Here is a 23,273-nt window from a genome sequence, read left to right on the forward strand (position 1 = left end):
TCACACCTCTCTCTGCAAGACATGTTTGATCATGTCGCCGATATTGTTAAAGGAATAGATGGTGAAAATAACAAAGAGCCCTGGAAGAATCGCCATGTATGGTGCCCGCTGCAAGCTGTTTTGCGCGTTTTGCAACAGACTGCCCCACGAAGCCATCGGTTGCTGTATTCCTAAGCCTAGAAAACTCAAAGCCGATTCGGTCATGATCGCTCCTGAAATACTTGCAGATGCCGCAACGATCAAGGTAGGAAGCACTGCTGGGAAAACATGCTTCACGATAATACTAAATGAAGAACGTCCGATAAATTTCCCGTAAGCGACATATTCCCGTTCTTTCGCCGCTAACGTTTCACCACGAATCAAACGAGCGATGTTCATCCAGGAGAAGCCGCCGATCACAATAATAATCGTGGTTAGTCCGGGACGTAAAAAGACGCTCAAAACGATCACTAACACCAACCAAGGAATCGATGACAATACATCGACGAGCCGCATCAGCAGGTTGTCGATCCAACCGCCAAAGTAGCCAGAAACAAGACCGACAAGAGTCCCAATAAACGTCGCTGTGATCATTGCCAAAACACCTACAAACAATGATACCCGACCGCCGTAGACGACCCGAATAAAGTAATCTCGCCCCACTTCATCGGTTCCAAATAAATGAGACCAACTCGGCGGCTGTGACATGTTGCTGACATCCGTTGCATTAGGATCGATGGGGATCAAAGGTGCAACAAGCGACAAAATAATCAATAACGTCAGGAAAACGACAGAAAAGGTATAGATGGGCGAAGCAAGCATGACTTCACTGATTTTTTTGAAACGTTTCATTACTTACTCCCTCCTTTACGGATACGTGGATCAACCACGGAGTATAATACATCCGCTAACAAATTCCCTAAGATGACCAGTGTTGCTGACAACAGCATGATGGCCATGATCACAGGATAATCGAGGCTTTTCGTCGCACTCATCAAGTAAGGGCCGACGCCCGGCCAGCCGTAGATCGTTTCTGTAATGATCGCACCGGTAACTAACATCGGCAACGCCAAGCCGATTTGGGTGACAACAGGAATCAAAATATTTCGACTAATATGACGGCTGAAAATCTGCCATTTGCTGGCATGAAATGCCCGTTGCACCATCACGTAGTCTTCTGAAACTTGTTGTGTCGCTGATGCGCGGATATACCGCGTCAAATCTGGAAAGAAGGCGACTGTCAATGTGGTATAAGGCAAAATAAAATGCTGCAGAAAATCGCCAAAATCCCCTTCTTTACCGACCGTATACATGCCAATGATTGGAAACATATTTAATAAGTAACCAAACACATAAATCAAGATCATCGCAAACCAGAAGGTCGGCACAGCGATTCCTAGAGATGCCACAGCGTCAATGATCCGATCCCAAATCTTTCCTTTGTTGGCAGCAGCCAACAGGCCCAAAATGATGGCCAGCAACAAGGCAGTCAAATAAGCGGGGATCACTAGGCGCATGGTATTGGGAATCCGAGTCGCAAGTTCTTGTGAAATACTACTTTGAGACACCAAAGAAAATCCAAGATTACCGGTAAGAATATTTCTGATCCAAAGAAAATATTGAACCAAAAAGGGTTGATCCAAGCCATAGCGCTGCCGCAAAAGATCGATTTGCTCTTGCGACATATTGGGTGTCGTGATAGAGTCGATCACATCATACGGTGCGATATGTATAAGTGAAAAAACGATAAAAGAGATCACAAACAGCAAAGGGATTGCTTGCAATACTCGTTTTGCAATGTATCGAAACATAACTGACCTACTTTCTTTTTCATAGAAAAAAGCTGTGATAAAAAAGATTCCTCTTTATCACAGCCAATGGATTTACTTGATTGTCAATTTAGACATATCTTCGAATGTATAGATTGGGATCAAACCTGCATCTTCTACATTACCAATTCGGTTATTGACCGCTAGGATTTTCTTGTTGTCAACGATTGGGTAAATGATCGCTTCGTCAGCAATGGCCTTTTGCAAATCATCATACAATGCTTCACGTTTGTCCGTGTCTAATTCAACTGCTGCTTGGGCAAACAAATTGTCAATGGTTTCGCTATTGCTTTGGAAGTAGTTGGCACTACCGCCAGTTTCAAATAGACTGCCGTATAAGTCAGGGTCATTTCCCATGATATACCCGCCAAGGAATAAGTTGTACTTCGTTGAATCAGGTTTCTTCAACTCGGTAAAGATCGCTGTACCATCGCCACCTTCAAGTGTAACCGTTATGCCTGCTTGTTGCAATTGTTGTTGGATCAACGTAGCTTGGATCGTTTGGGCTGGATCGGTTGAGTTGAAAGCCAAATTCAATGACAAATCAGTCACACCAGCTTCTTGTAAAAGTTCTTTTGCTTTTTCAGCATTCGTCTCATATTTTTCAACATCATCAGTGACGTATGGGTTGTTCGGTGGCAAGAATGAATATGGTGTTGCATAATACTCTTCATCTAAATATGCTGCTTGATTTAATTCATCTTTGTTCAACGCATAGAGAACTGCTTGTCGAACTTTCACATCTTGCAAAGCATCTGAGTGAGTGTTCAAGCCTAGATAACCAACACGGTTTTCAGTATAAGGATAAACAGAGATCTGCTCATCATCTAAGTCTTCAATATCTGAAGGCAAGACAACGGCTGCATCCACTTCCCCTTTTTGCAAAGCGACTTTCGCAGTATCGGTACTTTCGATGATGCGCAACGTCACATTTTGAATCGAAGGCTTGCCGCCATAATAGTTTTCATTGGCTTCAAAAGTAAAGTACTCACCACGTTTGTATTCTTTCAGTTGATACGGACCAGTGCCGACTGGTTTTTCAGGCAGTTCACTGACAGAGAAGTCGGTAACATCTTTAAAGATATGCTCGGGAATGATGTATGTTTCGGTTGCAATATTGCTGATCGCTGCCGCACTCGGTGTCGGCAACACGAATTTGACGGTGTATTCATCCACTTTTTCGATCGCGATTGGTTGGTCGTCGACCCAAAGGGAATCGGCATTGCCATTTTCTTTTTTGACTTTTTGTTCATATGTGAAAACAACGTCATCGGCGGTAAAGTCTTCGCCATCTGACCATTTCACATCTTGTTTCAAATGTACTGTCAATGAAAGGCCGTCTTCAGCTGGTTCCACTGATTCTGCCAACGCATTTTGTGTTGTTCCGTCTGCTTCCACTGTAACTAGTGGAGAATAGATCATGTTTGTCACTGTCAATCCCCAACGATCACTGGTGTTGATCGGGTTAGTGGACGATGGGTCCCCGCTGATCGCATAAGTGAATGTTGAATCATCCCCAGCTCCAGCTGCACTACTGGTTGACGTTTCTTCTGTATTTGATCCACCGCAGGCTGCTAGAACAAATCCTAGTCCAACGACGGCAACACTTGCTAAACCTTTTTTCCAATTTATCATTTTTCCATCCTACTTCCTGTTCCTATATAGTAATAGTCGTTTTTAACTTTCTATTCCCATACAGGTATACTAGATTTCTTTGTTACTTCCTCGATGATTGCTTTTACTTCATCGGTCTGATAATATCGAACGACCGTTTGGTAAACGTCATTGTCTGCTTCGTCTGCTCGCGCAGCGATCACATTATAATAAGGCTTGGAGGAATCAGCCACAGGTTCTAAGAAAATCGCATCTTCTGTAGGAACCAAACCAGCATCGACGGCCATGCCATTATTGATCAAAGAAATGTCGACATCGGTCATTGCCCGAGCAGTTTGATTGGAGTCAAGTAGCTCAAATTTCAGGGCTTTGGGATTGTCAATGACATCACTGGTTGTTGGCAGTAAACCTTTTGATTCATCCAAAGTGATCAAACCGGCGGTCTGTAAGAGTAATAGTGCACGGCTCTCATTTGAGACATCATTGGGTAAAGCCACCGTAGCACCATCTGCCAATTCGTTGACATCGGTGATTTTATCGGAATAAATACCAAGTGGGTTTAATGTCGTATAGGCAATCGTCGTGTTGGAATAACCACTTTCTTCGTTGACATTGTCCATAAAAATCTCCGTCAATGCTGCGTGAAGGTCAATTGAGCCATCCTCAAGCGCCACGATTGGCTGACGATAATCGGTGAATTTCACCAATTGCAAGTCGATATTTTCGTTTTCCTTCAATTCTTCCTGCACATGTTCCCAGGCTTCGTTTTGCTCACCCACGACACCCAATTTGACAACGGTGGCTTCCTCATCTGCTTGACTGCTGCCGCAAGCGGCGAAGCTGAACAATGCCAGCAATCCAAGAGCCCCTGTTGCCAATCCCTTTACTACGTTTCTTTTCATCCCTTTTTCCCCTTTTGTTCCCTCCTCAGATCAATCGTCCCGTTTTCTTGACGTATTGCTCAACTAGACCAATTTCACCTCTGTTTCTCAAAACAAATTGTTTTTTCAAAGGAGAAATGGCAAATGCCTGTTGCCGTCAACCGAAAACATCGGACTCACTATTCATATGTAGTGTAACTTTATCCTATACAACTAAAACTGTCAATAAAATTACTCTACAAAAGTAAGTTTTTAACTAGCTGATCTGTGGTCGGGTTATTTGAATATCTTCAGTGCATTTTCTAAGTCATCGATCAAATCTTTACTACTTTCGATCCCGATGGAGATCCGTAAAAGATCCGGCGTCAACCCATAAGATTCTCGTACCTCTTGAGGAATATCCGCGTGGGTCTGTGTCGTTGGATATGTGATGAGACTTTCCACACCACCTAGGCTTTCCGCAAAGGTAAAGACCTGTAATGCTGCTAAAAAGCCGCTGATTTTGGTTTCATCAAGCACCCGAATACTGATCATCGCGCCGGCGTTCGGATAAAGCACCTCTTTGATCGCCGGATGGGCTCGTAAAAAGCGGCCGACTTCCTTAGCGTTGGCTTCCTGCCGTTCAAAGCGCAATGGCAGCGTCTTTAAACTACGAATAAATAACCACGTATCAAAGCTGCTCAAGGTAGGGCCAGAAGTATTGGCTAAATAGTTCAAACGCTCCCCCAGCTGCGCATCTTTTGCGATGACGACGCCTGCCAAAATATCATTGTGACCAGATAAGAACTTGGTACCTGAATGGATCACTAGATCCGCGCCATCTTCTAAGGGCAACTGCCGTAAGGGCGTCAAAAAGGTATTATCTACGATCAATAGCGCCCCCTGTTCGTGAGCAAGCTTGGCGGTTTCAGCAATATCCGTCACGGTCATCAAAGGATTCGTCGGGGTCTCTAAGAAGACAGCCGTTACCTCGTCAGTTAATTTTTCACTTAATTCGGCTAAAGTACTGAAGGTATCGAAAAAGGCCCGCTGGCTATTTTCCAGTTCCGCAAAATAGCGAAAGCTACCGCCGTACAAGTCACGAGAAACCAAAAAGCGGCTGCCGCTGGCAAATAAATCAAAAATCAAAGCGATCGCACTCATGCCAGAGCTGGTCACTACTGCCCGAGCCCCTTTTTCTAATTCGGCAAGGCCTGCTTCTAAAATATCCCGGGTCGGATTTTTGGTCCTAGTATAATCATAGCCGGTACTTTGCCCCAATTCAGGATGTGCAAAGGTCGTGGAAAGATAAATTGGCGGACTGATCGCCCCGGTTTGCTGATCCGAATGATTGCCTAATTGGGCCAGAAAAGTTGCTGTATCAATGGTCATGTCGTTCCTCCTTTTTGATTGCCTCGATCAAACGATCAAGGGCTTTTTGAATGATCGTTGGTGTTGTCGCAAGATTCAGACGAATCATGCCCTGACCGTCTTTGGCGAACCATTCCCCATAATCGACTGCGAGACCGGCAGTATCTTGGACCACCTGCTTGGTTCGTTCTTTGGCGATGACTTGCCTCAGATCGACCCAGAGAAGATAGGTTCCTTCTAATGGCAGGAGCTCAATTTTGGGAAATGCTTCTTGCAGTTGCTGGCGGACCATTTGTTCATTGGCAGCAATCACCAAAAGCAGGTCATCTAGCCATTGATCCCCCGATTCATACGCGGCTTTCGCAGCCACCAATCCCAAACGATTGACTTCCGTCTGCTTGTATTGTCGGCACCAAGCCTGATAGGCTCTGCGCATCTCTAAATCAGGAATCCAAACATGAGAGAGTAACAATCCTGCTAAGTTGAAGGTTTTTGAGGGCGAATCCAGAACGATCAGCTTCTCAAAGCCGAACCCCTGTGCCACTGTCACGGCTGAAACAAATTGCTGCTCACCGAGTATCAGTTCACGATGGATCTCGTCGGCGATCACGACAACCTCATGTTTTTGGCAAATGGCCAATAACTGATGCAATTCTTTCTCTTGCCAGACCCGCCCTACTGGATTGTGGGGGGAGCAGAGAATAAATAGTTTCACTTTTTCTTCAATGATTTTGGCTTCAAAAGCAGCAAAATCGATTTGATAGGAATTCTTCACCTTTTGCAAGGGTGCTTCTATCAAGCACCTTTTCGTCTCTTTGATGCTGTCAAAAAAGGGATAATAGACGGGCGGCTGGATCAAGATGCCATCGTCTCGTTCTGTGAAACAATGAAGCAAATCAACCAAAGATTGGACGACCCCTGTGGAAAACGAGAGCCATTTTTCTTCGAATTTCGTCCCCCAGTGGCGATCTTGCCAAGCTTGATAGGCTAAAAAATAGCCTGAGGGGGGAATCGCATAGCCAAAGGTTCCTTGAGCAACCAGTTGCTGCAAGGCTTCTTCCACTGCCTTTGGCGCCGCAAAATCCATATCAGCTACCCATAAAGGCAAAAGCTTTTCTCCTTGGAACCGTTGATCGACAAGATCCCATTTTAAAGAATTGGTGCCTTTTCGCTGCCTGGCATAGTGGGAGAGAAAATGCTCAATCGTCATTGATACTCACCCGACTTCTGGCTCGCTACCGATCCGATAGCCTTCTTTCGTGGGCGTGACGGACAGGTCATACGGCGTTCGCAAATAGGTTTCATTGATCCAATTGCTGAAAAACAAAGAGGCATGTCCTCGCCAACGGTTGGTGATTTTTCCGCCTAAGCGGTCATAGGCAAAGTAATTTTTGGGCAATGCGGTATCTAAGCCCCGTTCCATGTCTCGCAAGTACTCTTCATTCAAGGTCGTTGAATGGTATTCAAAATGTCCTAGCAAGAAGGCATTTTTATGATCTTCTGATACGAAGATGGAAGGCCCTGTTTCAACGCCCGCTGCCAATATTTCTAAAGGCGCTTGGGCCAGCTGGACATCATCGATGCCAGTATAGCGCGAATGCGGTGTATAAAAGACGTCGTCAAAGCCCCGAACCAGTGGATGAAAATGCGTGACTGTTTGTTCGAAGACACCGAACAATTTGCTTTGGTACAATACTTTGTCGATGCCGTAATGGTAATAAAGCCCCGCTTGTGCCCCCCAGCAAATATGTAGGACTGAAGTGCAATTCGTCTGACTCCAATCCATGATTTCTTGTAGTTCTTGCCAATAGTCAATGGCTTCGAATGCCATTTTTTCAACTGGGGCTCCGGTGATGATCAAGCCATCGAATCGTTGCGGCTGGATCACTGAAAATTCTTGATAAAACTTTTCCATGTGATCGACAGAGGTGTTTTTGCTTTCGTGGTATTTCATTTTTAGTAAAGTCACCTCAATTTGCAGTGGACTTTGGGAAAGTAAACGCAACAACTGATTTTCTGTAGCGATCTTTTTCGGCATCAAATTGACGATCGCGATTTTCAAGGGACGGATCTCTTGCTTCGCCGCTTTATGCTGCAGTAAGGCAAAGACATTTTCTTTTTGCAGGACCGCTGCAGCGGGTAATTCTTTGGGAATAATGATTGGCATTGCTTCAACCCCTTACAGATAAATTTCTTGTCGAAGAGAAAGCGAACAGTTTCGGCTGTGAAAAACAAAAAAAGCCGCCCTTTTATCCTTATGGATAAAAGGGACGACTTGATGCGCGTTACCACCCTAATTCGTGCTATTCTCACAAATAACACCTCAACAGTACACTATGATACTTGGCGCTGTAACGGGCGCATGCCGTTTTGCTGGCGTGAACCAACAAAAAAACTCAGAGCTCATCTTCACTGATCACCGCATGTCTCCTTTTTCACCAACCGGAGTCTCTGTACCTTTGTTGATCTGCTACTCTTCTCTTCAACGTTATCGAATTCTTTGTTTAATTTTAAAAAATTATAATTGTTTTTTCATTTACTGTCAACGGCAAGTTGAGACTTTTTCTTAGATTTCTTCTAAATATAAGTATTGCTGACCCATTTTTTCATAGATCGCTGCTAAGTCTTCTTTGCTGACTTCGCGATCCTTATGCCCATAAGGGTCGTTGACATACATCGTATCACCATCGATGCCAGTGATCACTACCGAATGGATCAATGCAGTCACAAGGATTTCGCCATTTTGGGTATTCCATTGAAAGAAATCAGCATCGGTAGGTACTTGTAATTCTAACGTCGCGATCATCCAAACTGGTTTCCCAGATTGCAGGACTTTGACGATCTCATCAAAACTTTTGTCTCGTCCACTAACGACTTCATATTGCTCTTTTACAATACTTTCGGCGACATCAGTGATCGGTTCTACGTCAACACCCATCGCGCTATCGCCGCCATAGATGTTTCCAACAAAGCCTTCTCGCGGATCTCCATGGTGATTATAATCCTCATAAAGTGGGACATACACTAATTCTTCTGCCAATTGATTTTTATTGGTATCAAATCCGTAAAAATTCAAGAGCATCGATAAAGCCGTTACTTCACAACCATTTCCTAACGTAACTTCATCGAATTGATTTTCTAACGGAACGTCCAATTGAATAACGTCACTGTATTCAGGCTCTGGTGTTTGTTCTTCATCCGAAAGTGCTAGTGTCAATTCATCCTCTATCTTTTCAAAGGGGGACTGCCCATTCTTACTGTCATAAAAAATCAGCAGAAAGAAGAGCATCAAGACGAACATACCTAAAAGTAACCGTTTTAACTTTTTCTTCTTCATCTACTTCCTCCTCTTTTATATTATAACTTATTTCTGTTTATTATTTCACTATAATAAACGTTTTAAGAGGGAGTATTTTCTTAATCTAAACACAAAAAAATAGACCCGTTTACGCAGCGGGTCTATTCAAACTGGCGCTTATGCCGCTTTCTTCTGTTTCTGAATAAAGCGTCCTTTTGCTTTTGAAAACGAACGAATATCAAATTGTTTGCTTAAGGCACCTGCAACAAAATAAGCCAAATTGAAATCGATCAAGCTATGGATCAAGCCACCGATCCCCATCAAAACGAACAAGAAATAGTAGAAATTGCCATCGAATGCTGTCCCTGGTACATTTCCTGTGAAGTAAAAGGCGGCAACGACTGCCATTTCAACGGCAGAATGAATCAATCCGATAATCAAGTTAAAGCTCTGAAATTTGATATTCAATAAAGAGGGTTTGCCATTTTTCAGTAAAATATCTGGGTGCTTCTGTAAATAAAAGGCACCGATGACTGCAAAAACAACATGGGACAATGCCCGTAATGCAATGATTGGTGGTAGTGTTAAGAAAAAGCCAAAGGTCGTTCCTAAAGCTACAGCGATCGCCATCGCTGGTGAAAAGAACATCGCCACAAATACGGGAACATGGCTAGCTAAGGTAAAAGATGCAGGTCCGATGACGATTTTGGGCATTACCATGGGAATGACGATCCCCATGCCTATTAACAATGCAGCGATCGTTAAATGGCGGATGGAATGATTTTTCATTTATACTCTCTCCTTAAATGTGTCATGACAGTTCTGTCTTGCTTATTCTACTGGTATTTCCACAAGGTGTCAAGACACAAAAAAAAACGAATGTTTATTCAACATCCGTTTTTATAGAAGTTATCCTTTGCGCGCTTGCATTTCATTGCTTAATTTGGCAAATTCCGCTAACGACAGCGTTTCTCCACGACGTTTCGGATCGATCCCACTTGCTTCTAAACTGTCTGCCAACCACTGTTTGGTTTCTTCATCTTTTCCATAGCTATTTTGCAAATTGTTCCAAAGGGTTTTACGACGCAACTGAAAGGCTGCTTTCGTTAATTTAAAGAACTCTTTTTCATCGGTGACTGCGACCGCTGGTTGTGGACGGCGCGTCAATTTCAAAATAGCCGAATCAACATTCGGTTGGGGTACAAAAACGGTTTTCGGGACGATGAATGCCAGTTTTGCTTCCATGTAGTATTGCACAGCGATCGACAACGAGCCATAGGCTTTGGTCCCGGGAACTGCTGAGATTCGATCAGCCACTTCTTTTTGCATCATCACGACCATTTCATCTACTGGTACCTGAGACTCTAAAAAGTGCATCATGATAGGCGTAGTAATATAATAAGGCAGATTTGCGACAACTTTTAATGAAGCAGCCGTATCGCTGAATTCTGACCGAATGGTCGTTGATAGGTCTGCTTGCAAGACATCTTGATGAATGATCTTTACGTTTGCGTAAGGCTGCATCGTATCAGCTAATACAGGGATCAACCGATCATCAATTTCAAACGCCAACACTTGCTTGGCATGTTTTGCCAACTGTTCGGTCAGCGCACCGATTCCAGGTCCAACCTCAATGACGTTTGTCGTTTCGTCGATGCCTGCTGTTTCTACGATTTTCCGTAAAATATTCGGTTCTGTTAAGAAGTTTTGTCCTAAACTTTTTTTAAAGGTAAAGCCATGTTTCGCTAAAATCTCTTTGGTTCTTGAGGGGGTTGCTATATCCCGTTCTTCCTTCACAATTCTTCCTCCACTGTTTTCATAGCTTCTGCCAACTCTGCATCGGTGATACGAAACATTGCCAGCCGCTTCTCTAATTGTTTGCCGTTCGTATAGCCGATGCGTAAAAGATCTCCTAGCCGCTCTCGTTTCTCTTTTGCTCCAGCGCCTGCGATCAAGCCATACGCTAATAACTGTTGGCGATCAATGGTTCCTTCACTGACTTCATTTGAAGCAATCGGGGTTACGACTTTTCGCAAGGCTTCTTTCAATGCTTCATGGCTGGCGTGTTCCACGCCCAAACTGCCTTTGCTTTTCGGTGCTGCCTGACTGCGCGGTAAAAAGGCATGCTTGGCATCCGGAACCACTTCCATAATGATTTTGCGGATCTTTTCTCCCGAAAAATCGGGATCGGTAAACACGATGACCCCTCGTGTCTCTTGGGCATGCTCGATTTGATCAAGGATCGTATCATCGATCGCTGAACCGATCGTTTCGATCGTATCTACTTCGAACACTTCTTGCAATCGACGGGTGTCGTCTTTGCCTTCGACGACAATGATTTCTTCGATTTTCGGTTTATCAGTCATTGATCCTAAACAAGCGGTGGGCATTTTTTGTCGTGTAGGCCGCAACATCAGCGACCGCTTCTTGCCGCAGCTCCGCGATTTTATCCACCACATAATGGGTATAGCCGGGTTCATTGCGTTTGCCGCGATAAGGAACAGGGGCTAAATACGGCGCGTCAGTCTCAACGAGTAGCCGATCTTGTGGTACGACTAGTGCAGCTTCTTGTACCTCCGTGGCCTTTTTGAAGGTCACGACACCACTAAAGGAAATGTACATTCCTAGATCCAAGAACTTTTTCGCCCATTCTCCGTCTCCACTAAAGCTGTGCATAATACCACCGATTGTTTGGACTTTTTCATCCTTTAAGATCGCATAGGTATCTTCTAAGGCTTCACGGGTATGAATACTGATGGGCAGCTGATGTTCACGAGCGATTGCCATTTGCCGACGAAAGACCTTTTCTTGAACTTCTTTCGGATCTTCCATCCAATGGTAGTCTAAACCGATTTCACCTAGGGCAACGACTTTTGGTCGTTCCAAGCGCTCTTGCAAATAGGTTTCTACGTGTGGGGTATAAGAACCAGCTTCGGTGGGATGCCAACCGATAATGCTGTAAATGCCAGGATATTCTTTGCTTAATGCTAACGATTTTTCAATCGTTGGCTGATCGAAACCGACGACCGCCATCTCCGTTACTCCTAGTTCATGCGCACGGGCGACGGTTTCGGGAATGTCTTCGTTAAACTGTTCTGCATTCAAATGTGTATGAGAATCAAAAATCATGAAATCTCCTCCTTAGTCCTTCTATACTCTAGCATATTTTGACGGTTTAAGAAACGAATCCTCTCCGCTTTTTTCAGCAGTTTAAGAAAACTTTCAGCAAGCAAAAAAAATCCGCCCAAAGTTGGAGGACGCCGAAGCTGATTTTCTCTATACTGAGGGTAACGAAATCGTATGGAGGTGGAAATATGGAACGATCAAAAATTGATCCCGGCCGCTTTTTTTCTGGCCAAAAAGCAGCAACTAAAGGCACGTTAAAAAATCAATATCACTACTATCGGCAGCAAAATGCCCATCAAGCATTCAATAGCGATTTTCAGCGAAATTTCCAGCAAGATTTCCCCAATTTTGCTACATGGCTAAAACTGCAGCAGCAGACGCCACAAAAGAATCAAACAGCGACTTTTTCTCACTGGTTATTGGTTGGTTTCTTCGGACTTTTGACGGCAGCAAGTTTTTCGCAACAGCTCTTATTCCTACTTTTTGTCTTTGTCATAGCTGCTCTCGTCAAAGGCCCAGGCATGATCTTATGGGGCATCGTTTATTCCTTCTTAGTTAGTCTGTTTCCTCCATTGGGTATCGTTCTTTCTGGCTTGTTTTTCTTACTGACCTTGCGTCAATTAACCAAAAATGTCACTTTCGTTTTGACTGCATTGTACTTTTACGGCTATCCGTTTGTCATCACAGCCCTCCAGCACTTCACGAATTGGGACCCGCAATGGCTGTGGGTCGGTAGTATCGGTTTTGCCTTGATCAGTGGCCATTTTGTCTTACAGCAAAACTATCCCTTTGCTTCAAGTAAAAGTCTCGCATGGGCGATCATCTCTGTCCCTTATGATTGTGTCATGGCTTTGATCCCTGTCAAACACAAGGCACGCTTCAAACGATTGGTGAAAATCAAATAATTGCGATCTAGGATACAAAAGATAGGCTGTTGCAGCTTCTTTTGTATCTTTTTTAATGGAAAAATCAAGCGAAATACGATGGATATTTTTTGTTATTTTTGCTTCCGTATGATTGCTTTTTTTGTAAGAATCTACTATGCTAGAAACTAGCAAATCAAAAAAGGAGCCACGCCATGTACACCCTCATTCTTATTGCATTCCTCCTTACGGGCTTGCTAGTTTACTCCTTTATTATTGAACCGCATCTTCTCAAACAACGGCATTATCTCATAAAAAAAGACAAGCGCACCGTCTTAGATATTTCAAAAGCTTATGACCTTTACCAAGCAGAAAGCAATATCGTGATTGCCCATATCAGTGATCTCCATTTTTCTCGTTGGTTTAAACCAAGACGAATGAATCGCATCATTCGATCAACGATCCAAAACAAGCCGGATCTGATCATCATCACGGGGGATCTGATCGATAATTATAAAAAATGGCCGCATCGTTCAACCAAGCGACTGATCGAAAAGCTGAAAAAATTGCAAGCGCCTCTGGGTAAGATCGCAGTTATGGGGAACCATGACCATTTGAATGACGGTCATTACTTTGTTAAGGAAATATACCAGCATGCAGGGTTTACCTTACTTGATAATGAGTCGGTTTTTGGTTCTGATGACAAGACGTCGATGAATATTGTCGGTATCGATATAGAAAGTCCGAAAGTCAGTTTTACCTATGAAGCAACCTTAGCAGAATGGCAGCTGCTTTTGCTCCATGAACCCGATTATGTTTCTCGGATCACCAATCTGCCAAACTACGACTTGATTCTTTCTGGCCATAGCCATGGCGGGCAGATTCGCTTGCCTTTTTATTATGCGAAAACAAAGGGCGCGTTGAAATATACCGATGGGCTCTACCTTTTAGGAAATGAGACCTTATTGAGTGTTTCCAGTGGGGTCGGTATGACCAAGATTCCCGCCCGACTCGGCGTCCCGCCAGAGATCCTTTATTACCATTTAGAACCGCAACAGCAATTGAACGTTTCTTAACTGTTCATCGTTGTAATTGGGAAAAAATCAGCAAATCGTTTCAGCAAACGTTCGATTCGCTGATTTTCTTTTTGCCCCTATCGTGTTAAAATATACCAAATAAATACTTTTAAACAATTAGGAGGAACCAAAAAATGCTCATCTCGGGAACGCTTTGGTTTTTGATCGCCTTCTTCGCTTATACAGCCTATGTATACGGTCAGGGGTTGTACTTTCCTGTCATCGCTTTTCTTGCTGCCTTGATGGGCTGCGGATTTTATCTCTTTGCTTTTCTCCAGCACAAAAATACGACGAAAAAACATCCTTAGCCAGAACGAGCTAAGGATGTTTTTTGCATTATTGATTCAAGCCCTGATAAATCGTATCGAGATTCCACTTCATCATGTTATAGTAGCTGTCGCCTTCTTCTCCCGGTTCTGCAATCGAATCGGTAAAGACGGTTCCGAATATCGGAATACCTGCATCACGAGAAACACTTTGCATCGGACGAGTATTGACGCTGCTTTCGACAAACAAGGAAGCGACGGCTGAGTTTTGCAGCTGATCCACTAAGTTCTTGATTTGCGCAGGGGTTCCTTCTTCTTCGGTATTGATTTCCCAGATATAGGCAGACGGTACACCGTAGGCTTTGGAGAAGTATTTGAAGGCTCCCTCACTGGTGACGATCAATTTCTTCTCTTCGGGAATCGATTGGAAGTTTTCCTTCGCTTGCTGATCCAGTTCTTCTAATGAAGCCAAGTAGCGTTCAAGGTTTTCTTCATAGAAAGAGCGATTGTCAGGGTCCTTTTCGCTCAAGCGTTGAGCAATGTTGCGGGCATAGATCATGCCGTTTTCTAGATTCAACCAGGCATGAGGATCGGCTTTGCTGTGGTCTTCGTCATCAGAAAGATAAAGCACATCCACGCCATCACTGACGGCAAAGTAATCTTCATTTTCTACCTTATTGGCATTGTTCATCAATTTGGTAAACCAGCCATTGCCGCCAGTTTCTAGATTCAAGCCGTTGTAAAGGATAAGATCGGCATCGGTCGCTTTTCGAACATCTTCCACTAAAGGTTCATACTCATGGGGATCACGCCCCACCGGTACGATACTGTGAAGATCGATTCGATCACCGGCAATGTTTTCCGTAATATCAGCAATGATCGAATTGGTCGCTACTACTGAAAGTTTCCCTTCTGTTTGGTCCATCTGTCCGTTTTGCTGTGCCAAAAAGAAGCCACCGGCTACAGCTGCCGTTGCTAAAACCGCTGTCGCTGACCAGCGCTTGACTGGACTGGTCTTTTGTTTTGGTGAGAACAAGAAACCGATCACGAAAAAGGCTCCTGCGGTCAAAACGATACTTGATCCTGCGGCAATATTAAAGCTGTACCCGATAAACAAGCCGATAAATGAGGCGAGACCACCTAAAACCCCTGCGATGATCATCATATGCTTCAATTGTTTTGTATATAAATAAGCCGTTGCTGCTGGAGTGACTAATAAAGCCACGATCAAGATCGTTCCGACGCTTTGCATCGCTGTCACTGAAACCAAAGTTAATAAGAACATCAATAAGTAGTGATAGGCTTGCACTTTCATCCCAAAAGCCTTTGCCATCATCGGATCAAAAGACGTGATCAACAGTGGACGGAAGAAAAGGATGATCACTGCCAGCACAAGGATAGCGATAGCGATCGTCAGCCATTTGTCGCTATCTTGTACCGCTAGCACATTCCCAAACAAAATGTGAAACAAATCAGTCGAACTGTTTGCTACTCCAATCAAGATAACCCCTAAAGCTAGAAACGAACTAAAGGTGATACCGATCGCCGTATCGCTTTTGATCAGGCTGTTATTGGCGATATAGGTAATGATCATGGAAGCCAAGATCCCAAAGAAGATCGCCCCGACAAAAAAATGAACGCCGAAGATATAAGACAAGGCTACCCCTGGTAAGACCGCATGAGAGATTGCATCCCCCATCAAGGACATCCCTCGTAAGATAATAAAACAACCGATCACCCCTGCGACGATTCCGATCGCGACTGCCGTGATCAAGGCATTTTGCAAGAAATGATAGTTACTTAAACTGGTAAAAAAGCTTGTCAACATGTTAAACGCCTCCTTTCACGATGATCGCATCACCAAATGTTTGCTTCAAATTGCTTTCGGTAAAGACTTCACTGACTGGTCCCGCAGCGATCAGGGTTTGATTGAGCAAAACCAAGTAATCAAAGTATTCGGTGATTTTCCCCAGATCATGATGAACGATAAAAATCGTCTTGCCAGCATCTCGCAAGTTACGTAACAGCCCGACGATGATCGCTTCACTGGTGGCATCGATCCCTACAAAGGGCTCATCGAGGAAGATATAGTTAGCATCTTGCACCAACGTTCGAGCAATCAAGACCCGCTGAAACTGCCCACCGGACAATTCCCCAATCTGACGCTCCGCAAAGGATTCCATTTCTACCGCTGCCAGAGCGGCTGTCACTTTCTGCCAATCGTTGGCCGACATTCTTTGGAACATGCGCATCTTAGGATACAAGCCTAAAGATACGACTTCTTTGACTGTGATCGGAAACGTGTAATCAACCGCAGTCTTTTGTTCGACATAGGCAATTTCCTTTTGAAAGTCTTTTAACGTTTTTTTGTTGACACTCATGTTCCCACTGGAAGGGATCAACTTCAACGCCGCTTTGATCAGCGTCGACTTCCCTGCCCCATTTGGTCCGATGATCCCTACGATCGCCGGTTTCTCTACTTGAAACGACAAATCCGAGATCACTTGATGATCGCCATCATAGGCTGCGGATATTTCTGAAAAAGTAATCATTATTTTCACTCCATTTCCATAGTTAAGGATAGTTTATTTATTTTTTAGGTAGACCTAACTTATTTTTATTATACAAGAAAGGATTGGTTTTGCAAGACAGTTCTCTTGATTTTTTTAAGAAACACCGCAGTTTCTTGGCAATGACTCTTGAAAACTAAGGTTCTATCTTTATTTATTGAGTAAAAATTGGTGCCCACAAACACGGATGCCATCAATTTCTTTCTATCTTTTGATCGCAAAGCGTTTGATTTATTCTTAATAAAAGAGATCATTCCTCGGCACCTCAGTGACGTACGTTTTTCAATAACAGAAGAGAGGCTAATCAAAGCCTCTTTGCTTTCTCCCTTTATGATTAATACCAAACAAATCAAAGAATCAATAATTCTTCTATTTCCATAAATTCACGAATTCACTCTTTTTTATGATGACCAAGAAACCCTTTCATCTCGACTAAAACGCTTTATAAATTAAACTTTTCTAATTATTATGTGATTTTTCGAACAAAAGCTAAAAATAACATGACAACTATGTTAGTCTTTGATTTGGAAAAAGTTTTAGGAGGAATAAAAACAATGAAGAAAATTTTCCAAACACTATTAGTCCTAACCTCGTTAGCAACTTTGAGTGCTTGTGGCGCTGATTCACAAACAAGCAGCAGCACAAGTACTGGTTCATCTGCTAATGAAGAAACAGATGCAACTTCAGCTGCATCTGGTCAAGAATACACAGACCCTAGCGAACTTGCAGACAGCTACGATGTCGTGATTGTCGGTGCGGGTGGCGCTGGAATGGCCGCTGCGATCCAAGCAAAGGAAGCTGGCGCAAACCCAGTTATTTTAGAAAAAATGCCAATTTCTGGTGGGAATACATTGAAATCTTCTGCAGGAATGAACGCTTCAGAAACCAAATTCCAAGAAGCAGAAGGCATTGAAGATTCAAACGATCTATTCTATGAAGAAACATTAGCTGGCGGTCACAACACCAATGATGAAGAATTGTTGCGCTACTTTGTGGATCATTCAGCAGAAGCGATCGATTGGTTAGATTCCATGGGTATCACTTTAGACAACTTAACAACGACTGGCGGGATGAGTGAAAAAAGAACGCACCGTCCATCTGATGGTTCCGCGGTTGGGGAATACTTAGTTGATGGCTTGATGCGCAACATCCATGAATTGGAAATCCCAATTTTTGTAAATGCCGATGTCAAAGAAATCAATGAAGAAGATGGTCAAGTCAACGGGGTGACCGTTGAAGTAGAAGGAAACGAACAAACCATTGATGCCAAAGCAGTTGTCGTTACAACAGGCGGTTTCGGTGCCAATTTCGACATGATCACCGAGTACAAACCAGAATTGGCAGACTACGTGACAACGAACCAAGAGGGTTCGACTGGTGATGGAATCAAAATGATCGAAGCGTTAGGCGGACAAACGGTTGATTTAGAGCAAATCCAAATCCACCCAACAGTGGATCAGTCTAAATCACTGTTGATCACTGAAGCTGTCCGTGGAGAAGGCGCGATCTTGGTCAATCAAGAAGGCGAACGGTTCTTCAATGAAATGGAAACACGAGACAAAGTCTCTGAAGCGATTATTGCCCTACCTGAAAAATCGGCAACGTTAGTTTTTGATGCAGGTGTCAAAGAACGCGTAACAGCCATTGATTTTTACGAGCAACAAGGGTTAGTCAAATCCGCTGACACGATCGAAGAATTAGCAAAAGAATTGGACATGCCAGAAGCAGCGCTTGCTGAAACGATCGCTACTTGGAACAGCAGTGTGGCTGCTGGTGAAGACGAAGCCTTTGGACGCAGCACAGCAATGGACAACGATTTGTCAACAGGACCTTACTATGCCATCGCCATTGCTCCTGGTATCCACCACACGATGGGCGGCGTGAAGATCAACACGAACACAGAAGTGATCGCTACGGATAACGAGATCATTCCAGGTCTCTTTGCAGCCGGAGAAGTAACTGGTGGGTTGCATGGTGAAAACCGAATTGGCGGAAATGCAGTTGCCGATATCATCATCTTCGGACGCCAAGCAGGAACAAAAGCTGCCGAATTTGCGCAAGAAAATTAAACCATTCTCTATAAAAAAGAAGTACTAACGCTTTTCATCAGCGTTAGTACTTCTTTTTTCTCATATAATTGACACAATAGTTTTATTGATCTTATGCTGTCACTTTGATGATCTGCACCTCATAAGGCGCCAACTGAAGAAGTTGGTTTGTCGTTTTTCCTGTAAGCAAGTCGATTCCTGAAGTTGCTACCTCTACTTCTTGATTTTCTTCGGAAAAATTCATCACAAAATAATAGGTAGTCGGAGCGAGCTGCTCTTGCTGACTTTCTCTACTTTGAATCGACACGTTCGTTGAACCTTGGCGGACCCACTCATTTTGTAAGCGAAGCTGTTGTGTTACTTCTTGATAGAAGTCTTCCAAAAAGGCTTGATCCGTCCGTCCCCCAAGATAGTAGGCACTTCCTTCACCATAATCATTTACGGTCACTGCAGCTTGACCTTGATAAAAATCTGCACCGTACACCCCTAACGTTTGGGCGGTGTTTGTTTGGACAATACTACAATAATCATGAATTTGGTACTGCTGTTCCTTCATTAAAAGCAGATTTTTTTGTTTCGGATATAACGTATCGATTTCTTTCACAGACACACCAAACAGTTCTTCTAACTCTTGGGGCCATCCTCCTAAATAGGTCAAGTCCGTTTCATTCACGATCCCCGTCAAATAAGTGGAAACCAGTGTCCCGCCATTTTTCGTATACTGTTGAAATTTTTTCATAGTTTCTTTTGGTAAGAGGTAAAGCATCGGAGCGATGATCAATTGGTAAGCATCAAAGTCATGGTCTTTCGTGATGACATCAACCGCGATGTCATGATCCCAAAAATAGCGATAATGCTCTTGCAACGTTTGTGGGTAGCGTTTGCTCTCCAAACCAAAACCTTGCGCATCATTGAGCGCCCAATTGTTATCCCAATCATAGATGATCGCCACTTTGGCTTTTTTGTGCAATCCTTTGATTTCTTTGATTTCTTCTAAGGCTTTCCCCACTTGTGCTACACCTTGAAAAACACGATTTTGCTCGTCGTTGTCATGGTCCACGACGGCCCCATGGAACTTCTCAGATGAGCCTCGAGATTTTCGCCATTGAAAATAAAGATTACTATCTGAACCGTGAGCAATAAATTGCATAGAAGACAACAGATGCATCCCGGGGCGTTTCGTGCGGTTGACTGGATGCCAATTCACACCACTAGGGGTTGATTCCATGATCAAAAATGGTTGCTTTTTCAAGCTACGATATTGATCATTGATAAACCCAACCTTACTTGCCAAATCGGCTGTCGTTCCCCAATCATTATGCCAAGCAGGATAACAGTCCCAACTAATGACATCCACATGCTGGGCAAATTTTCCATAATCAAGACTATAAAAGGGAATCAAATCACGGGTATCTGCCATGAAATTCGTTGTGATCGGCACATCTGGAGACAAACGACGAATGTCTTTGATCTCATGTTCATAGAAATCAATAGTCTGATCGGTTACAAAACGATGCCAGTCTAGATTTAGTCCATGAACTTGCATTTCGCCGATCGGTGAAGGAGATTCGATTTGCGACCAATCGGTGATCGTATGGCTCCAGAACGGTCCCCACCAGGCCTCATTCAAGGCTGCTAGCGTTTGATACTTCTGCTTGACCCACTGACGAAAGTTTTCTTGGCAAATAGGACAATGACAATCTCCAGAATACTCATTGGAAATATGCCACATCAATAGTGCTGGGTGATCGTGGTAGCGTTCAGCTAATTTCCGATTGATGATCGCCACTTTCTCACGATAGATTGGCGAAGAAAAACAGTGATTGTGTCGCCCACCGTGTAACATTTTTTCCCGTTTTTCATTGGTCCGGAGAACTTCAGGGTATGCTTTAGACAACCAGGCAGGACGCGCACCGCTTGGCGTCGCTAAAATGACGTTACTGTTTCGTTCGGCGAGCTGATCCATGATTTTGTCTAACCATTCAAATTGAAACACCCCTTCTGCTGGCTCTAAGGCACTCCAAGCAAAAATACCAAGGGAAAATGTATTAGCATGAGCTTTTTCCATTAGTTCTAAATCTTTGGCTAAGATCTCGGGATAATTTAGCCACTGGTCAGGATTATAATCCCCACCATGTAAAAAGCGTTCTTCTAAGTTATATCTTGTCATCTTCTCTTCCTATCCTTTTGTGCCGCCAGCGGTCAAACCGGTGACAAAATGTTTTTGTAATGCAATAAAGACGAGCGCGATCGGAATACTGATCAAAATGGCCCCTGCCGCAAAAGTCGTATAGCTGGCACCCATTTTATCCGTGACTAATTTGTATAACCCGATGGGTAATGTATAGTACTCAGGATTACGTAAAATCACTGAAGACAGGGCAAAGTCTCCCAGTGGTCCGGTGAAACCATTCATGGCAACCACTGCGAGCATTGGTCGAGATAATGGAATCAAAATTTGCCAGAATATTCGCGTATTGCTTGCACCATCTATCTTGGCACTCTCGTCTAAATCTAACGGAATCGAGTCAAAATATCCTTTCAATAAGTACGTGTTCATGGGAATCTGACCCCCAACGTAAATCAAGATCAGCAACCAATGACTATTGATCAAGCCGAGCATTTGCGCCAGTACAAAAATTGCGATCAAGGCAGAGAACTGCGGGATCATTTGTAGTAGTAAGAACAGCATCAATCCATTTTTACGGCCTGTAAAACGAAACCGTGAAAAGGAATAAGCCGTCATGGAGACAAAGATCAGTGACAGGAACATAGTGCATACACTGATTTTCAATGAATTCAAATACCATTGACTATAATATAGCGAGTTGTCACCAGCAAACAATTTCGTGTAGTGACTTAATGTCGGACTCGTCGGAATCAGACTCGTACTTATTAAACTGTTCCCAGGATTAAAACTAGCACCGATCGTCCATAGTAAAGGGTAGACGATCACCACTACCGTAAAAATCAGTACAAGATATGTCAAGGATAGGCGGACAAATTTTTGTTTTTTCATACTTGCTGCCTTCATGTTATCCAACCTCCTTGAATGAATTTGTTCGGCGGAATTGCCATAAAGCAATCGCGATCACGACGATCGATAAGAGAATCGTCAATGCTGCTGCTAGTGCATATTGACTATTTTGCATCGTGAGCTTATAGATCCATGAAACCAAAATATCGGTACCACCAGCGGTCGAACCAGGAACTGCCGGTCCGCCAGAATTAAACAGATAAATAATATTGAAATTGTTGAAGTTAAACGTATATTGCGTAATCAAAATTGGTGCCATTGCATAAAGCAGTAATGGCAATGTGATTCGTCGGAATTTTTGCATAGCTGAAGCACCATCGATGGTCGCCGCCTCATACAAATCATCAGGAATGGATTGCAGCGTCCCTGTAGTCACGATAAAAATATACGGAAAGCCTAGCCAGCCTTGAATCAGTAACAAAGCTAAACGGGTCCAATTCGCACTCGTTAGCCAAGGAATCGGTGAAATCTGGAAGAAATTCAAAATCGTATTATTGATCGCACCAAAGGAATCATTGAACATTCCTGAAAATACCAAGATCGTAACAAATCCCGGAACTGCCCATGGGAGGATCAAAATCGTTCGAAAGAACTTTTTGAATCGTAGTTCTTTTTGATGCACCAGCACCGCTAAAAATATTCCGATAGAAACTTGTAACGTTGAGGCGATCAAGGTCCAGATAACTGTCCAGCCTAGAACATTGAAGAAGGTACTACGCCAAATATCGACAGTAAAAATCTTCTTAAAGGTCTCTAATCCCACCCAATCTGCTAAATTGGCAGGTGCAGAATGATAGAGATCATAGTTCGTAAAAGCTAACGCGATACTAAAGAGAATCGGAAAAATAACAGAAAACACGAGTAAGAAAAATGCTGGGCTACTCATTAAATAAGGATAGCCTTCTCTTAATAGTGCCTGGTAGCTTTCACGGATAGAGTTGACTGGTAGCTCATTGTCTCTTAATTCGCCGTTTTTATAGGCATCACGGATGTTTAAATAATAGAACAACAGACCAAAACCGATGACGATCAAGGCAACTAATCCTTCTGCTAATAAAAAGATGGAATTGTCTCTCGGCACTTCCACGCCTAATGTCACGATGCCCCAAAGTCCCATATTAAATAAATCTTTAAAGACGACAAGATACATAGTAAAAAAGAAGAAAAATAAAGCGCCTTTGATTTTTTGCCGATTATAAAATTGACCGAATCCTGGTATTATCGAGAATAGCATTGCTCGTTTTGCATACGACTGCGTGTTTTTCACATTTTCGCCCCCTGTAAGAAAAAGCCGCTGACAAACGTTTCGTTCGGCATTACTTGATTCCTAGTACTG

At 43.4% G+C, this 23,273-nt stretch carries 21 protein-coding genes; 4 read left to right on the forward strand and 17 right to left on the reverse strand.

What is annotated here, in order from left to right; genetic code table 11:
- From A5882_RS16535 to A5882_RS16590, 12 genes are all read right to left on the reverse strand, one after another.
- Positions 1-831 carry an ABC transporter permease gene (locus A5882_RS16535; protein ID WP_005234832.1) on the reverse strand — a complete coding sequence of 277 codons (831 nt, stop codon included), beginning with the start codon at positions 829-831 and terminating at the stop codon, positions 1-3.
- On the reverse strand, positions 831-1,790 hold the full coding sequence (locus A5882_RS16540; RefSeq protein ID WP_005234830.1) for an ABC transporter permease: 960 nt from the start codon (positions 1,788-1,790) through the stop codon (positions 831-833). The genes A5882_RS16535 and A5882_RS16540 overlap by 1 nt, the downstream gene beginning before the upstream one ends.
- 72 nt (positions 1,791-1,862) lie before the next feature.
- The gene (locus A5882_RS16545; protein ID WP_016613557.1) at positions 1,863-3,443 is read right to left on the reverse strand and encodes an ABC transporter substrate-binding protein; all 1,581 of its coding nucleotides are present in this window, start codon (positions 3,441-3,443) and stop codon (positions 1,863-1,865) included.
- Between the two features lie 50 nt (positions 3,444-3,493).
- Positions 3,494-4,324, reverse strand: a complete 831-nt coding sequence (locus A5882_RS16550; protein WP_005234826.1) for a MetQ/NlpA family ABC transporter substrate-binding protein — start codon at positions 4,322-4,324, stop codon at positions 3,494-3,496.
- A 255-nt stretch (positions 4,325-4,579) separates the two neighbouring features.
- On the reverse strand, positions 4,580-5,674 hold the full coding sequence (locus A5882_RS16555) for an aminotransferase class I/II-fold pyridoxal phosphate-dependent enzyme (protein WP_086332559.1): 1,095 nt from the start codon (positions 5,672-5,674) through the stop codon (positions 4,580-4,582).
- Positions 5,664-6,863, reverse strand: coding sequence for a MalY/PatB family protein (locus A5882_RS16560; protein ID WP_086373161.1), 1,200 nt, complete (start codon positions 6,861-6,863; stop codon positions 5,664-5,666). Before A5882_RS16560 ends, A5882_RS16555 begins: the two co-directional genes overlap by 11 nt.
- 6 nt (positions 6,864-6,869) lie before the next feature.
- Positions 6,870-7,820 carry a homoserine O-succinyltransferase gene (gene metA / locus A5882_RS16565; RefSeq protein ID WP_086373162.1) on the reverse strand — a complete coding sequence of 317 codons (951 nt, stop codon included), beginning with the start codon at positions 7,818-7,820 and terminating at the stop codon, positions 6,870-6,872.
- A gap of 399 nt (positions 7,821-8,219) precedes the next feature.
- Entirely contained in the window at positions 8,220-8,990 is a 771-nt protein-coding gene (locus tag A5882_RS16570) for a C39 family peptidase (RefSeq protein WP_016613561.1), read from the reverse strand.
- Positions 8,991-9,128: 138 nt separating this feature from the next.
- The gene (locus A5882_RS16575) at positions 9,129-9,740 is read right to left on the reverse strand and encodes a hypothetical protein (RefSeq protein ID WP_005225537.1); all 612 of its coding nucleotides are present in this window, start codon (positions 9,738-9,740) and stop codon (positions 9,129-9,131) included.
- A 120-nt stretch (positions 9,741-9,860) separates the two neighbouring features.
- Positions 9,861-10,748: a 16S rRNA (adenine(1518)-N(6)/adenine(1519)-N(6))-dimethyltransferase RsmA gene (gene rsmA, locus A5882_RS16580; RefSeq protein WP_008378923.1), complete on the reverse strand. Its 888-nt coding sequence runs from the start codon at positions 10,746-10,748 to the stop codon at positions 9,861-9,863.
- Positions 10,745-11,317 carry a ribonuclease M5 gene (gene rnmV, locus A5882_RS16585; RefSeq protein WP_005234813.1) on the reverse strand — a complete coding sequence of 191 codons (573 nt, stop codon included), beginning with the start codon at positions 11,315-11,317 and terminating at the stop codon, positions 10,745-10,747. Before rnmV ends, rsmA begins: the two co-directional genes overlap by 4 nt.
- Positions 11,310-12,080, reverse strand: a complete 771-nt coding sequence (locus tag A5882_RS16590; protein WP_016613564.1) for a TatD family hydrolase — start codon at positions 12,078-12,080, stop codon at positions 11,310-11,312. The genes rnmV and A5882_RS16590 overlap by 8 nt, the downstream gene beginning before the upstream one ends.
- 185 nt (positions 12,081-12,265) lie before the next feature.
- Here A5882_RS16590 and A5882_RS16595 point away from each other — a divergent pair, with 185 nt between their 5' ends.
- From A5882_RS16595 to A5882_RS19895, 3 genes are all read left to right on the forward strand, one after another.
- Positions 12,266-12,982, forward strand: coding sequence for a hypothetical protein (locus A5882_RS16595; RefSeq protein ID WP_005234809.1), 717 nt, complete (start codon positions 12,266-12,268; stop codon positions 12,980-12,982).
- Between the two features lie 173 nt (positions 12,983-13,155).
- Complete coding sequence (locus A5882_RS16600) at positions 13,156-14,016, forward strand: metallophosphoesterase (protein ID WP_005234806.1); 861 nt, start codon at positions 13,156-13,158, stop codon at positions 14,014-14,016.
- Between the two features lie 134 nt (positions 14,017-14,150).
- Positions 14,151-14,324, forward strand: a complete 174-nt coding sequence (locus A5882_RS19895) for a hypothetical protein (protein ID WP_010747796.1) — start codon at positions 14,151-14,153, stop codon at positions 14,322-14,324.
- A 28-nt stretch (positions 14,325-14,352) separates the two neighbouring features.
- On the opposite strand, the gene A5882_RS20240 is transcribed toward A5882_RS19895, so the two are convergent.
- Positions 14,353-16,110: a metal ABC transporter permease subunit gene (locus tag A5882_RS20240; protein ID WP_086373163.1), complete on the reverse strand. Its 1,758-nt coding sequence runs from the start codon at positions 16,108-16,110 to the stop codon at positions 14,353-14,355.
- Between the two features lies 1 nt (position 16,111).
- The gene (locus A5882_RS16610) at positions 16,112-16,834 is read right to left on the reverse strand and encodes a metal ABC transporter ATP-binding protein (RefSeq protein WP_008378931.1); all 723 of its coding nucleotides are present in this window, start codon (positions 16,832-16,834) and stop codon (positions 16,112-16,114) included.
- A 572-nt stretch (positions 16,835-17,406) separates the two neighbouring features.
- On the opposite strand from A5882_RS16610, the gene A5882_RS16625 reads away from it, so the two are divergent.
- Complete coding sequence (locus A5882_RS16625) at positions 17,407-18,921, forward strand: flavocytochrome c (RefSeq protein WP_008378933.1); 1,515 nt, start codon at positions 17,407-17,409, stop codon at positions 18,919-18,921.
- Between the two features lie 91 nt (positions 18,922-19,012).
- Here the strand turns inward: A5882_RS16625 and A5882_RS16630 are convergent, their stop codons facing one another.
- Genes A5882_RS16630 through A5882_RS16640 form a run of 3 tightly spaced genes read right to left on the reverse strand, consistent with a single transcriptional unit; the run spans position 19,013 to position 23,171 of the window.
- Positions 19,013-21,070 carry a beta-galactosidase gene (locus tag A5882_RS16630; protein WP_086373164.1) on the reverse strand — a complete coding sequence of 686 codons (2,058 nt, stop codon included), beginning with the start codon at positions 21,068-21,070 and terminating at the stop codon, positions 19,013-19,015.
- A 9-nt stretch (positions 21,071-21,079) separates the two neighbouring features.
- Positions 21,080-21,934 (reverse strand): sugar ABC transporter permease, encoded by an 855-nt coding sequence (locus A5882_RS16635; protein ID WP_008378938.1) that lies wholly within the window; start codon positions 21,932-21,934, stop codon positions 21,080-21,082.
- A 1-nt stretch (position 21,935) separates the two neighbouring features.
- Entirely contained in the window at positions 21,936-23,171 is a 1,236-nt protein-coding gene (locus A5882_RS16640) for a carbohydrate ABC transporter permease (RefSeq protein ID WP_086373215.1), read from the reverse strand.
- Positions 23,172-23,273 lie beyond the last annotated feature (102 nt).

The sequence above is a fragment of the Enterococcus sp. 4E1_DIV0656 genome, assembly GCF_002140695.1.
GTDB classification, from domain to species: Bacteria; Bacillota; Bacilli; order Lactobacillales; family Enterococcaceae; genus Enterococcus_D; species Enterococcus_D entomosocium.